The 12,171-nt window shown below is 72.4% G+C and carries 15 protein-coding genes and 1 tRNA gene; 6 read left to right on the forward strand and 10 right to left on the reverse strand.

From position 1 onward, the window contains the following. Window positions 1-50 precede the first annotated feature (50 nt). From PSD17_RS06210 to PSD17_RS06220, 3 genes are all read left to right on the forward strand, one after another. Window positions 51-272: a hypothetical protein gene (locus PSD17_RS06210; RefSeq protein WP_013672419.1), complete on the forward strand. Its 222-nt coding sequence runs from the start codon at window positions 51-53 to the stop codon at window positions 270-272. Between the two features lie 21 nt (window positions 273-293). Then, the gene (locus PSD17_RS06215; protein ID WP_339122100.1) at window positions 294-1,013 is read left to right on the forward strand and encodes a DUF4386 domain-containing protein; all 720 of its coding nucleotides are present in this window, start codon (window positions 294-296) and stop codon (window positions 1,011-1,013) included. A 148-nt stretch (window positions 1,014-1,161) separates the two neighbouring features. Continuing rightward, complete coding sequence (locus tag PSD17_RS06220; protein WP_013672421.1) at window positions 1,162-1,602, forward strand: GtrA family protein; 441 nt, start codon at window positions 1,162-1,164, stop codon at window positions 1,600-1,602. Window positions 1,603-1,609: 7 nt separating this feature from the next. Here the strand turns inward: PSD17_RS06220 and glfT1 are convergent, their stop codons facing one another. The 5 genes from glfT1 to PSD17_RS06245 all read right to left on the reverse strand — a co-directional run bounded on the left by glfT1 (window position 1,610) and on the right by PSD17_RS06245 (window position 5,891). Then, on the reverse strand, window positions 1,610-2,524 hold the full coding sequence (glfT1, locus tag PSD17_RS06225; protein WP_013672422.1) for a galactofuranosyltransferase GlfT1: 915 nt from the start codon (window positions 2,522-2,524) through the stop codon (window positions 1,610-1,612). After that, window positions 2,521-3,291 (reverse strand): galactan export ABC transporter ATP-binding subunit Wzt/RfbE, encoded by a 771-nt coding sequence (gene wzt, locus PSD17_RS06230; RefSeq protein WP_013672423.1) that lies wholly within the window; start codon window positions 3,289-3,291, stop codon window positions 2,521-2,523. Before wzt ends, glfT1 begins: the two co-directional genes overlap by 4 nt. 4 nt (window positions 3,292-3,295) lie before the next feature. Continuing rightward, complete coding sequence (gene wzm, locus PSD17_RS06235) at window positions 3,296-4,171, reverse strand: galactan export ABC transporter permease subunit Wzm/RfbD (protein WP_103381989.1); 876 nt, start codon at window positions 4,169-4,171, stop codon at window positions 3,296-3,298. Window positions 4,172-4,303: 132 nt separating this feature from the next. Beyond that, on the reverse strand, window positions 4,304-4,858 hold the full coding sequence (locus tag PSD17_RS06240; protein WP_013672425.1) for a bacterial proteasome activator family protein: 555 nt from the start codon (window positions 4,856-4,858) through the stop codon (window positions 4,304-4,306). A gap of 49 nt (window positions 4,859-4,907) precedes the next feature. Continuing rightward, on the reverse strand, window positions 4,908-5,891 hold the full coding sequence (locus tag PSD17_RS06245; RefSeq protein ID WP_339122103.1) for an NAD(P)H-quinone oxidoreductase: 984 nt from the start codon (window positions 5,889-5,891) through the stop codon (window positions 4,908-4,910). Between the two features lie 45 nt (window positions 5,892-5,936). Between PSD17_RS06245 and PSD17_RS06250 the strand changes: the two genes are divergently transcribed. Next, window positions 5,937-6,584, forward strand: a complete 648-nt coding sequence (locus PSD17_RS06250) for a GNAT family N-acetyltransferase (RefSeq protein ID WP_339122105.1) — start codon at window positions 5,937-5,939, stop codon at window positions 6,582-6,584. Window positions 6,585-6,593: 9 nt separating this feature from the next. On the opposite strand, the gene ypfJ is transcribed toward PSD17_RS06250, so the two are convergent. Further along, window positions 6,594-7,553, reverse strand: a complete 960-nt coding sequence (ypfJ, locus tag PSD17_RS06255; protein ID WP_013672428.1) for a KPN_02809 family neutral zinc metallopeptidase — start codon at window positions 7,551-7,553, stop codon at window positions 6,594-6,596. 96 nt (window positions 7,554-7,649) lie between these two features. Between ypfJ and PSD17_RS06260 the strand changes: the two genes are divergently transcribed. Together PSD17_RS06260 and PSD17_RS06265 are read left to right on the forward strand one after the other, a co-directional pair. Then, entirely contained in the window at window positions 7,650-8,138 is a 489-nt protein-coding gene (locus PSD17_RS06260) for a MarR family winged helix-turn-helix transcriptional regulator (protein WP_013672429.1), read from the forward strand. 10 nt (window positions 8,139-8,148) lie between these two features. Beyond that, a tRNA-Ser gene (locus tag PSD17_RS06265) sits at window positions 8,149-8,236 on the forward strand. 2 nt (window positions 8,237-8,238) lie between these two features. Here the strand turns inward: PSD17_RS06265 and PSD17_RS06270 are convergent. From PSD17_RS06270 to PSD17_RS06285, 4 genes are all read right to left on the reverse strand, one after another. Next, window positions 8,239-9,117, reverse strand: a complete 879-nt coding sequence (locus tag PSD17_RS06270; protein WP_339122107.1) for an alpha/beta fold hydrolase — start codon at window positions 9,115-9,117, stop codon at window positions 8,239-8,241. 5 nt (window positions 9,118-9,122) lie between these two features. Further along, a complete protein-coding gene (locus PSD17_RS06275) occupies window positions 9,123-9,674 on the reverse strand; it encodes a flavin reductase family protein (protein WP_199796473.1) in 552 nt (183 codons plus the stop codon). After that, complete coding sequence (gene hpaB, locus PSD17_RS06280; protein ID WP_339122109.1) at window positions 9,671-11,152, reverse strand: 4-hydroxyphenylacetate 3-monooxygenase, oxygenase component; 1,482 nt, start codon at window positions 11,150-11,152, stop codon at window positions 9,671-9,673. The genes PSD17_RS06275 and hpaB overlap by 4 nt, the downstream gene beginning before the upstream one ends. After that, window positions 11,149-12,171 (reverse strand): hypothetical protein (locus tag PSD17_RS06285; protein ID WP_339122111.1); only part of this gene is annotated, 1,023 nt, incomplete at its 5' end. The genes PSD17_RS06285 and hpaB, both read right to left, overlap by 4 nt.

Genomic DNA, 12,171 nt, shown 5'->3' on the forward strand with positions numbered 1-12,171 from the left:
TCCTGCGCACGGTCGGGAACGGTCCCGGCCGACACGGGCGGGAGACCCGGATGACGACGTATCCGTGCTGCTACGAGGTCCGGCTCGACGGGCGCCTCGACGAGCGCTGGGCCGGCTGGTTCGACGGGATGACGGTCACGACCGACGGCGACGGCACGACGACGCTGCGCGGACCGCTCGTCGACCAGGCGGCACTGCACGGGCTGCTGCGCCGCGTCCACGACCTGGGCCTGGCCCTGGTCTCGGTGACCCGACTCGATCCCGGCCACTGAACGCTGGATGAGGAGACCGACATGACGACCACCGTCGCGACGGCGCCGCCGACGACCGACCCGATGCGCCGCAGGGCGTTCGCCGCGGGTGCGCTCTACCTGCTCACCTTCGTCTCGATGCCGACGCTCGCCCTCTACGGTCCCGTCCGCGAGCATGCCGACCTGGTCCTGGGCGCGGGCAGTACCAGCGGGCTGCTCTGGGGCGCGCTGTCCGAGGTCGTCGTTGCCCTCGCCGGCATCGGCACCGCCGTGGTGCTCTACCCCGTCGCGAGGCGGCAGAGCGAGACGGCCGCGCTGGGCTTCGTGACCTCCCGCGTGCTGGAGGCGGCGCTGATCCTGGTCGGCGTCGTGAACGTGCTGTCGATCCTCACGCTGCGCGAGGAAATGGCAGGCACCGCCGGTGCGGACCCCGCCGCGCTGGTCACGACCGCCCACGCACTGGTCGCCGGGTACGACTGGGCGTTCCTGCTCTCGCAGAGCCTCGCGCCGGTCGTCAACGCACTCTGCCTGGGTTACGTGCTGTACCGCTCGGGCCTCGTGCCGCGCGTGCTCCCGCTGATCGGGCTCGTCGGGGCGCCGCTCCTGCTGGCGTCCGACGTCGCGATCTTCTTCGGCCTGTACGACCGGATGGCTCCTGTCGCGGCGTTCAGCGCGCTCCCGATCGCGGTCTGGGAGTTCTCGCTCGGCGTGTACCTGGTCGTCAAGGGCTTCCGCCCGGCCGCCGTCGCGGCGCTGCGCTGATCGACCCTGCCGATCCGGTGCGTGGGGTGACGAATCCGTCGCCCCACGCACCGCACTGCGGGTGGCAACGGGCGCCGGCACCGGACAGTGACCGCCTTCGAGGGGTCGCTAGCCTGGTCGCGTGACCGCGACGCAGGAGCGTGCCGGGATGAGCCTGGTCGGACAGCTCACCCGCTTCGTCGCCGTCGGCGTCGCTTCGGCGGCGGTCGACTACGGCGTCTACCAGCTCCTGCTCCTCGCCGTCGGGATGGACCCGCACGTCGCCAAGGGCATCAGCTTCATCCTCGGCACGACGACGGCGTACCTGCTCAACCGCCGCTTCACGTTCACCGAGGCCGGCGGTGGCACGGGCCGGTTCGCCGGCTTCGTCGCCCTCTACGCGACGACGTTCGCCATCAACGTCGGTGTCAACGCGCTGGCGCTCGCCCTGCTCCCGCAGATGCCGCTGCGCACGTCGGTGGCCTGGGTCATCGCCCAGGCCTGCGCCACGGCGATCAACTTCGTGATGCTGCGGACCGTCGTGTTCCGCGTCCCGAAGAACGCCGCCCCGAAGAATCCCGCCCCGAAGAATCCTGCCCCGGAAGCCTGACCGGCGGTCAGGGGCGGTCGAACCGCTCCGCCGCGCCCGCACGCACCAGCCGCAGCCACTCCCGGAACTGTGCCGGGCTGCGCTTGGTGACCAGGAAGTACCAGGCGTAGCGCGGCACGTCGAGCACTCCGACGCGACGCATCCCCGGCTGCGCGATGAGGTAGCCCCGGTTGCGGTAGGTGTAGAAGCGCTTGACCGGGTCGTCGGGGTCGCGGGCGTGGAGCCGCCCGCGCAGCATCGGCTTGTCCTCGCCGACGGCCGCCGGGTGCAGGTAGGCGGCCTGCAGCGCGGTCCCGAAGGGCAGCCCGGACCGCACCAGCCTGCGGTGCACGTCGACCTCGTCGCCGCGGACGAACAGCCGCAGGTCCGGGACTCCGACGCGTTCGAGGGTGGCCGCCCGGAACAGCGCGCCGTTGAACAGCGCCGCGATGCCCGGCAGGAGCTCGGCGTCGGCCGACTCCTCGGCCAGCAGCCCCGACCGCGTCGCGTGCCAGGTCAGGCCGCGACGTACGGGGAACGCGAGCCGGTCGGGGTCGTTGCGGTCGGCGACGGTCGGCGACACCGCCGCCAGCCCGCGACGGTCCGCGAGGTCGAGCAGCGTCGCGAGGACGGTCTCGTCGGCGGCGAGCCCGTCGTCGTCGCCGAGCCAGACCCAGTCGGCGCCGAGGGCGAGCGCGTGCAGGATGCCGAGCGCGAAGCCGCCGGCGCCGCCGAGGTTGCGCCACGACGGGATCCACGTCGCCGGCAACCCGCAGCCCTCGACGACCTCGCGTGCCGACTCGTCCGGCCCGTTGTCGACGACGACGAGGTGCGCGATCGGATGCGTCTGCTTGGCCATGGCGGCCAGCGAGTCGACGAGCATCGCCGCCCGGTGCCGCGTGACGACGACCGCGACCACGGACCCCGGGGGGAGGGGGGTCACCGGCGCTCGAGCTCCGCCAGCACGTCGTGGCCCTTGTAGTGGTGCAGGACCTCGCGCAGCGGACCGTGCTCGCGGATGGTGCCGTGCTCCATCCAGATCGCGGTGTCGCACAGGTCGGCGAGGAACTCGTCGGAGTGCGAGGCGAAGACGAGGATGCCGGAGCGCTCGACGAGCTCGTTGAGCCGGTCACGGGCCTTGGCCAGGAACTGCGCGTCGACCGCGCCGATGCCCTCGTCGAGCAGCAGGATCTCGGGGTCGATGCTGGTCACGACGCCGAGCGCGAGCCGGACCCGCATGCCCGTCGAGTAGGTGCGCAGCGGCATGTCGAGGTAGTCGCCGAGCTCGGTGAAAGCGGCGATGTCGTCGACCCGGGACTCCATCTGCTTCTTGGTCATCCCCAGGAAGAGTCCGCGGATGAGGATGTTGTCGAGGCCGGTGATCTCCGGGTCCATGCCGACCGCGAGGTCGAACACCGGGGCGACCTTGCCCTGCACGACGGCCTGCCCGCGCGTCGGCTCGTAGATGCCCGACATCAGCCGCAGCAGCGTCGACTTGCCCGCGCCGTTGTGCCCGACGAGCGCGACCCTGGCGCCCTTGCGCAGCGACAGGTTGATGTCGCGCAGCGCCTCGATGATCGGGACCTTGCTCTCGGTGCCGATCCGGCCGCCCGCCTTGCCCAGCACGGCCTTCTTCAGCGAGCGGGACTTCGCGTCGAAGATGGGGAAGTCGACACGGGCGTCGCGGATGTCGATGGTCGGGTCGGTCATCTCGTCACACCCAGTAGGCCACGCGGGCACGGTAGTTGCGCATGCAGACCAGGGCGACGGCCCAGCCGACGACGGTGATGACACCGACGACGATCCAGTGCCGCCACGTGATCGCGTCGCCGAGCATCGGCTCCCGCAGGATTTCGATGAAGTGCAGCACCGGGTTGAGCTCGGCGATCCGGGCCCGCTCGGCGACGGCGGGGTTCTCCTGCAGCCGGTCGTAGGACCAGACGATCGGCGTCATGAAGAACACGAGCTGGGTGAGGCTCGCGACGATCGGCGGGATGTCGCGGAACCGGGTGGCCAGGATGCCCGAGAGGATCGTGATCCAGCCGCCGTTGAGCACGAGCACCGCGAAGGCGGGCAACGCCATCAGCGACATCCAGCCCAACGGGTGCGGGAAGATGATCATCAGGATGACCCAGACGATCACGTTGTGCGCGAAGAACAGCACCTGGCGCCACACCAGGCGGTAGACGTGCAGGCTCAGCGGCGCAGGCAGGAAGCGGATGAGCCCCTCGTTGGCGATGAAGACCTCGCTGCCCTCGAGGATGCAGCCCTGGATGAAGTTCCAGATCAGCAGGCCGGTGGCGACGTAGGGCAGGAAGGTCTTGATGTCCTCGTTGAACAGCGCGCCGTAGAGGATGCCCATCGCGGTCGCGATGACGGCCATGCTGATGCTGATCCACAACGGCCCCAGCACCGAGCGCCGGTAGCGCTGCTTGATGTCCTGCCAGCCGAGGTAGCCCCACAACGACCGCTGGCGCCAACCCTGGCTCAGGTCGTCGAAGGCGCGGGTCCAGCTGCGGGGACCGGGCACGTCGGGAAGCGGGCGAGCCTGCTCGGCAGGGCCCCCCTCAGCGGTCACGGTCACAGCCACGCAGCGAGGGTACCTGCGGGTGACGAACGTCCGACGCGCGGTGGGCCGAGGTCGATCCGGGCCGCGACGAACGGCCCCGACCTGCAGCTGAGCAGGCGAGGGGACCGTTCGTCGCGGACCCGGAGCGGTGGTTCAGAGGTACTGACCGGTGCCGCGGCCCATGCCCTCGGGCACCGGCTGACCCTGCGGCGGCATCGCACCCGGCGGCAGCCCGCGGCGCATCTGCTCGAGCTGGGCGCGGGCGGCCATCTGCTGGGCGAACAACGCGGTCTGGATGCCGTGGAACAGGCCCTCGAGCCAGCCGACGAGCTGCGCCTGCGCGATGCGCAGCTCGCTCTCGGACGGCGTGGTGTCCTCGGTGAACGGCAGGCTCAGCCGGGCGAGCTCTTCGCGCAGCTCGGGGGCGAGACCCTCCTCGAGCTCCTTGATGGAGTTCTCGTGGATCTCCTTCAGCCGGACCCGCGAGGCCTCGTCGAGGGGAGCGGCCCGCACCTCCTCGAGCAGCTGTTTGATCATGGTCCCGATCCGCATGACCTTCGCGGGCTGCTCGACCATCGAGGCGGGACCCTGCTCCTCGGTCTCCTCCTCGTTCTGCGGGACGCGGGCCATGCCGACGGGGCGCCCGTCGGGGCCGATCACCACGACCTGCTGCTCGACGTCGTTCTGCTCGTCAGACGGCTGGCTCATGTGCCCATCATTGCGCGCCCGCCCCGACGGCGCCGTCCCGCACCCGGGGTCAGATGGTCAGCAGGAGCTTCCCGACGACCCCGCCCGCCTCGAGCGTCCGGTGCGCCTCACCGGCCTCGCGCATCGGCACGGTGGCGTGCACGACGGGCCGGACCCGGCCGTCGGCGACCATCGGCCACACCTGTTCACGCACCCCCGCGACGACGCGTGCCTTGCCCTTGGGGCCGTCGAGCGGCCGGCCGCGCAGTCCCAGCGCGGTCACGCTCGCGCGCTTGGTGAGCAGCGCCGCGAGGTTGAGCTCGCCCTTCACCCCGCCCTGTAGGCCGATGACCATCAGCCGTCCGTCCGTCGCGAGCGCCGTGACGTTGTTCGCGAGGCCCTTCGCCCCCATGTTGTCGAGGATGACGTCGGCGCCGTGCCCGTCGGTGGCCGCCAGCAGCGCCTCGGCGACGTCGTCGTGGTAGTCGATGACGATGTCGGCCCCCAGCTCCCGGCAGCGCTCCAGCCGGTCGGGCGCGCCCGCGGTCGCGGCCACCCGGGCGCCCAGTGCCTTGGCGACCTGGATCGCGTGCGTCCCGATGCCGCTGCTCCCGCCCTGGACCAGGAACGTCTCGCCCGAGGTCAACCCCGCTGCGTCGACGACGTTGGACCACACCGTGCAGGCGACCTCCGGCAGCCCCGCGGCCGTCGTCAGGTCGACGCCGGACGGTAGCGGCAGCACCTGCGTCGCGGGCACCGCGACCTTTTCCGCGTAACCGCCGCCCGACAGCAGCGCGCAGACCTCGTCGCCGATCCCGAGTCCGACGACACCCTCGCCGACCTGCGAGATCCGCCCCGAGCACTCCAGCCCGATGATGTCCGACGCCCCCGGCGGCGGCGGGTAGTTGCCCTGCCGCTGCATGACGTCGGCCCGGTTCACCCCCGCCGCGACGACGTCGACGACGACCTCGCCCGGCCCCGCCTGGGGGTCGGGGACCTCGGTCCACTCCATGAGCTCCGGTCCACCCGGCTCGCGCATCGTGATCGCGTACATGACGCAGACGCTATTGCGCTTGCGCTCGTACGGCACCCTTCGGTCATGCCCGCGCCGCCCGATCCCTGGCCCCTGCGCCATCTCGTCCTGCGCACCCCCCGCCTCGAGCTGCGTCCCGACGACGACGCCGGCCTCGACGAGCTCGTCGCCGTCGGCTACCGCGGTGTGCACCCGCCCGAGGAGATGCCCTTCCACGTTCCCTGGACCGACGCCGACCCCCGCTACCTCGGCCGCGGGATGCTGCAGCACTTCTGGCAGCAGCGGTCGGTGCTCGCACCCGAGAGCTGGGCCGTGCACTTCCTCGTCCGGTTCGAGGGCCGGGTCGTGGGGGTGCAGACGTTGCGGGCCGACGAGTTCGCCGTCAACCGCCGCGTCGACTCCGGCTCGTGGATCGGCATAGAGGCGCAGGGCAAGGGGATCGGCACCGAGATGCGTGCCGCCGTCCTCGTGTTCGCCTTCGACCACCTCGGCGCGACGGGCGCCCTCTCCGCAGCCTTCGCCGACAACGTCAGGTCGCTGCGGGTGTCGGAGAAGCTCGGTTATCGACGGGTGGGCACCCGCAGCGTCGTCCGGCGCGGGGCGCCCAGCGAGGAGGTGCGGGTCGTCCTGACGCCGGAGGGGTTCGTCCGGCCCGACTGGACGCTGGAGGTCGAGGGCTATCCGGCCTGCGCCGCGTTGCTGGGCGCCGGCTGAGCAGCGGACTCAGCCGAGGTTCACCCCGCGGGCGAAGGTGTCGCACTGCGCCGGGTTCCCCGTCTGGTAGCCCGTCGAGAACCACTTCTCGCGCTGGGCCGACGTGCCGTGGGTGAACTGGCTGGAGTTCACGCGGCCCCCGCCGAGGTTCGACTGGATGTAGTCGTCGCCGATGCGGGAGGCGGTGTCGAGCGCGGCTTTCACGTCGGCCTGCGTGACGTCGGTGATCAACGGCCTGCCCGACGACGTCGGGACCTGCGTCGCGTGGCTGCCCCAGGAGCCCGCGTAGCAGTCGGCCTGCAGCTCCAGCCGGACCGAGCCCGAGGTCGGACCCGAGTCGCCCGCGCGGACCCTGCTGCTCGTGCCGAGCAGGTTCTGCACGTGGTGGCCGTACTCGTGGGCGATCACGTACGCCCGGGCGAACGGGCCGCCCTGCGCACCGAACCGCGTCTCCAGCTCCTCGAAGAACGAGAGGTCGATGTAGACCTCACGGTCGGCCGGGCAGTAGAACGGCCCGACGTCGGAGGTCGCGCTGCCGCAGCCGTCCGTGTTGACCGAGCCGGTGAAGAAGGTGATCCGGGGCGCCGTGTAGGTCTGCCCCGACCGGGCGAAGACATCCGACCAGTAGCCGTTGAGCGAGTTGACGACGGCGACGACCTCGCAGTCGAGCTTCGTGTTCGCGTCCGCGCCGGTGCGGCAGCTCTGCGCGATGGCCGTCCCATCGGCCTGCTGGCCGCTCTGCAGTCCGGTCAGCCCGCTGCCGGGCAGCGCGAACCCGCCACCGCCCGTGGTGCCGCCGCCACCCCCGAGTGCGGAGATCACGAAGAAGAGGATCAGACCGACGATGCCGAGCCCGCCGCCGCCGATGGCGACGCGGCCGCCGAGGCCCCCGCCGCCACCTCCGCCGCCGCCCCCGCGCAGGTCGTCGACGCTCGACGTGTCGAGATCGGCGTTCTCGTCGAACCGCATGTCAGCTGCCTCCCACGCGACCCGGTGCCGCCAGCGTGGTGATCCCACCACAGCGGCATCATCCGGTCGACTCCGACGTGCCGGTAGGCTGCGTACATGAGTGCTGCAGCGACACCGCAGTGGCTCGACGACGACGAGATGCGGTTCTGGCGCAGCTTCATCCTCACCGCGACGCTGCTCGAGTCCCGGCTCAACCGCGAGCTCGTCGAGGGCCACGGCATCTCGCACAGCGACTACTCGATCCTCGTCGTCCTCTCCGAGGCTCCCGATCACCAGATGCGGATGAGCGCGCTGGCCGACTTCATCGCCTCCTCCAAGTCCCGGCTCTCGCACCAGGTCGCGCGCATGGAGAAGGCCGGGCTCGTCGAGCGCCAGGAGTGCGACTCCGACGGCCGCGGCGTCCTCGCGGTCATGCTCCCCAAGGGGCGCGAGCTGCTCGAACGAGCTGCGCCCACCCACGTCGCCGGCGTGCGCGACCACGTCATCTCGCGCCTGTCCGCCGACGAGCAGCGCTCCTTCGCCGACGCCCTCGAGCGCGTCCTGCAGGGCCTGAGCGGCTCCGACGAGGTCGCGGAGGCCAGCTAAGCTGCCGCGCGGAAGCGTGGCAGAGCGGCCGAATGCACTCGCCTTGAAAGCGAGAGACCCGCAAGGGTTCGGGGGTTCGAATCCCTCCGCTTCCGCCAGGTCACGTCCGCGGAGCCGGCAGCTCGGCCTCGGCGAGGAAACCCAGGACGAGGTCGTTGAACCGCGTGCGCTGCTCCCATTGCGGCCAGTGCCCCGCGCCCTCGACCAGCTCGAAGCGGCCCCCCGGGATCCTCTCCGCCATCTGCATGCCCGCGCCCGCGGGTCCGGAGGGGTCGTCGGAGGTCCAGATCACCAGCGCGCCGTGGGGGACGGCGGCGAGCTCGTCGTCGGTGACGAGGTTGCGCCGCCGGACGTCGGGGTCCTGCAGGCACAGGATGTGGCGCATCGACCGCGCGAACCCGGGCCGGGCGTAGATCGCCCGCCGGATGGCCACGAGCTCGTCGGTCACCGACGCGGGGTCGGCCATCAGCCACTCCAGTCTGGCCCGGATCCGGGCGGGGGTCGGGTCGTCAACCGCGGCCTGCGACAACGTCCGGATCCGCTCCATCACGTCGGCGCGCGCCATCGTCCCGCCGGGCGTGTTGAGCACCAGGCGCCGGACGCGTGCCGGGTGGGCGGCGGCGAACTTCACGGCGACCCAGCCGCCCAGCGACTCCCCGTTGAGGTGGGCCCGCTCGATCCCGAGGGTGTCGAGCAGCCCGGCCAGGTGCGCGACGTACGCGTCGAGCTCGAGGTCGGCCGTCGCGAGGGTGGTCCAGCCGTGGCCGGGGTAGTCGTAGGCGACGACCCGGTACCGCGTCGCGAGGGCGGGGACGTTGTGCGCGTAGGCCTCCAGGTGCCCGCCCGTCCCGGCCATGAGCACCAGTGGCTCGCCGTCGCGCGGGCCGGCCTGCAGCACCCGGGTCCGCCAGGGACCGACCTGCACGTAGTCGACGGTGTGCGCGACCGCGCCGAGCGCGACCCACACGGGCGTGTCCACCGCGGTCACCATGGCGCCGACAGCAGCCACTCGTGCGGCGCGCCTGCCGCCGCGCGGTCCCATGCGGGCCCGGGGAGGTCGAGGAAGGCGCCGCGCGCGTAGAGCAGCGGCTCGCCGGGGAAGGTCGTGACGGCGCGTACCAGCCCGACGACGATCGCGTGGTCACCGCCGTCGAGCACCGTCTCCCGGTCGCACTCGATGTGCGCGACCGCGCCGTCGAGCAACCGCGCCCCGGCTCGTCCGGGCCGGGTGGCGAGTCCGGCGAAGCGGTCGTGCGGGGTGCGCGCGAACGCCGTCGCCACGTCGCGCTGGTGGGCGGCCAGCACGTTGACGGCGAACCCGGGGGCGGCCGCGAGCAGCGCGTGCATCCGCCGCCCGCGGCCGACGCAGACCAGGACCAGCGGCGGGTCGAGGGACAGCGAGCAGAACGCGCTGATCGTGCAGCCGGCCGGTCGGCCGTCGGCGTCGACGGTGGTGACGACGGTGACGCCGGTGGCGAAGCGCCCCATCGCCTCCCGCATCGCGACGGCGTCCGGCGGGGCGACGGTCGCGGTCACGGGCGCACCTCGGCGACGGCCTGCGCGGGGTCGCCCGCGAGCGCGAGGGCGCGGTCGACCAGTGCGAAGGCGTCCGTCTTGTCGTAGGCCAGGTAGTTCATCGAGTACAGCCGGACCGGGTCGCCCGCGTAGTAGCGCTCGTACTGCACGGCGCGCTGCCCGAACCCGTCGCCGCAGAGGTCCCAGGCGAGCTTGTAGAGCCGGACGCGGTCGGTCGCGTCGAGTCCGGCGGCGCCCTGGAAGTACCGGGCGATGTCGCCGCCGATCGGGCTGTCGAAGTCCGCGGCCGACGGCATCATCAGCAGCCCGCCCGCGCCGAGCGTCTGCAACACCTCGGCGGCCCTCGGATAGCTCGACGACAGGTGCATCCGCAGCGTCTGCAGCGGCAGGAACCCGGGGCGTACCGACCGGCCCGACGCCGACGTCTCGTGGTCGATCTCGGCGGCGCGCAGCAGTGCCCGGCAGGTCTCGGTGGCCGCGATCAGCTCGCCCAGCTTCTGCTGGACGTGCAGGAACCCGTCGATCCCGACGGTCTGCGCCAGCTTCATCGCGACCCCGGTGACGAACTGCATCTTCACCAGGCCGCGCACCCCGGTCTGGTGGGCGGTGTGCTGGCGCAGGTTGGTCTCGACGTACATCGCGTTGGCCAGCGCGACGTCGCCGTGCAGGAAGACCCGGTCCCACGGGACGAGCACGTCGTCGAACACGACGAGGCAGTCGGCCTCCTCGAAGTGCGACGACAGGGGGTGGTCGAACCGGTTGCGGGTGCCGTCGTCGAACGGCTCGCGGGAGATCAGCCGCAGGCCCGGCGTCTCGATGGGGACGGCGAACACCGCGGCGTGCTTCTCGTCGCCCGGGCGCAGTCCCGGCAGGTTGTAGATGATGAGCTCGTCGGCCATCGGGGCGAGGGTCGCCAGCATCCGGGCGCCGCGGACGACCAGCCCGTCTGCCGTCTCGGCCACGACGCCCATGTGCAGGAACGGATCGGCCTGCGCGGTCGAGCCCTTCGAACGGTCGGTCTGCGGCGTGATCAGCGCGTGGGTGAGGAACAGGTCGTTGTCCCGGACGTACTCGTAGTAGCGCACCACGTTGTCGGCGTAGCGCGAGCCGAGCCGGGCGAAGACGCCGGGTTCCTCGGCAAAGGCCAGCAGGGTGGTGTTGAGGAAGTCGGGCGAGCGGCCCATCAGTCCCAGCGTCGCCTCGGACCACAGCCGGTAGGCCTCGCGCCGCGCGACCAGGTCCGCATAGGACGCCGGGGCGACGAACGCGGTGCCGACCGGCCCGTTCGGGCCCGGCCGGGTGAGGACGTTACGATGGGCGGGGTCGTGCTGCATGTCGTACAGGGCGGCGATCCGGGCGGTCGGCCGGGCGAAGGCCGGGTGCGCGGTCACGTCGTCGACGCGCTCGCCGCGCAGCCACACCTCGCGCGGGGTCTTCTGCAGGCGTTCGAGGTACTGGGCGCCGGTGCGGACGCTCATGCGGACTCCTTCCGTGCCGGGTCGTCCGACCCGGCGGGGGTGATGCTCGAGGCGATGCCCATGCCGGTGATCCACGCTCCGACGGGCTCGTAGTGCGTCCAGGCCAGCGGGCCCGCCCAGGCCGCCGCGGCCGCGGCCCAGGTCCGCAGCTCCAGGGCCCCGGGACCGGCGGCGCACTCCACGTCGGCGTCGCGGAGCCGGGCCAGCTCGTCCGGGTCGACGGCGACGCGGCGCAACACGTCCCGGTCCCAGACCGGGTTCACGCGGCCGGTCGCGGCGTTCGCGGCGAGCTCCTCGGCCCGGCGCCGGCGGACGGGTTCGAGCTGGGTGACCCGGGACCGGCCGTGGATCAGGAAGTCGCGCCAGTCGGTGGTGACCGCGGGGTCCTCCGCCGAGATGGACGCGGGCCAGTGCGACATCCCCCCGGACCCGACGACGAGCACCCGCTCCGATCCCACGGACGCCGTGATCGCGGCGCCGACCGCGCGGCCGAGGTCGGCGCACCGGGCGAAGCCCGGCAGGGGCGGGCACCCCGAGTTGACGACGACGGGCACCAGCGGCACGTCGAGCCCCGGGAGCAGCTTCGCGTAGACCTGCGTGATGCCGTGGTCGACGCCGAGGTCCAGCGAGATCGCCGGGTCGAACCCGCGCGCCGTCACCCCGTCGAAGACGTCGCGCGCGAGCCGTCGCGCCACGGGCAGGTCGCCGCGGGGGGTGCCGTAGTCGCCGGTGCCCGTGACGCGCTCGACGCCGATGCAGAAGGGCGGCATGCAGTCGTAGAACAGGTTGCGGGCGTGGTCGGGGCCGAACACGACGACCGCGTCCGGCGCGAGGGCGGCGATCGCCTCCTGGAGCCGGGCGACGGCGTCGGCGAACCGGCCGCCGGGGTCGTCGCGGGTCGGGGCCGGGGCGATGTTCCAGAACGGCGAGTGCGACAGCGCGACGCACCCGATCACGGTGCTGATGGCTCTACCTTCCCTTCGCACGGTGGTTCCCGGCAGGGAGCGCTTTCGGTGCTC

Source organism: Pseudonocardia sp. D17 (assembly GCF_036984265.1).
GTDB lineage: Bacteria > Actinomycetota > Actinomycetes > Mycobacteriales > Pseudonocardiaceae > Pseudonocardia > Pseudonocardia benzenivorans.

Coding starts and splice junctions, on each gene's coding strand:
- PSD17_RS06210 (WP_013672419.1), top strand. CDS start 51: ATGACGACGTATCCGTGCTGCTACGAGGTCCGGCTCGACGGGCGCCTC.
- PSD17_RS06215 (WP_339122100.1), top strand. CDS start 294: ATGACGACCACCGTCGCGACGGCGCCGCCGACGACCGACCCGATGCGC.
- PSD17_RS06220 (WP_013672421.1), top strand. CDS start 1,162: ATGAGCCTGGTCGGACAGCTCACCCGCTTCGTCGCCGTCGGCGTCGCT.
- wzt (WP_013672423.1), bottom strand. CDS start 3,291: ATGACCGACCCGACCATCGACATCCGCGACGCCCGTGTCGACTTCCCC.
- PSD17_RS06240 (WP_013672425.1), bottom strand. CDS start 4,858: ATGAGCCAGCCGTCTGACGAGCAGAACGACGTCGAGCAGCAGGTCGTG.
- PSD17_RS06245 (WP_339122103.1), bottom strand. CDS start 5,891: ATGTACGCGATCACGATGCGCGAGCCGGGTGGACCGGAGCTCATGGAG.
- PSD17_RS06250 (WP_339122105.1), top strand. CDS start 5,937: ATGCCCGCGCCGCCCGATCCCTGGCCCCTGCGCCATCTCGTCCTGCGC.
- ypfJ (WP_013672428.1), bottom strand. CDS start 7,553: ATGCGGTTCGACGAGAACGCCGATCTCGACACGTCGAGCGTCGACGAC.
- PSD17_RS06260 (WP_013672429.1), top strand. CDS start 7,650: ATGAGTGCTGCAGCGACACCGCAGTGGCTCGACGACGACGAGATGCGG.
- hpaB (WP_339122109.1), bottom strand. CDS start 11,152: ATGAGCGTCCGCACCGGCGCCCAGTACCTCGAACGCCTGCAGAAGACC.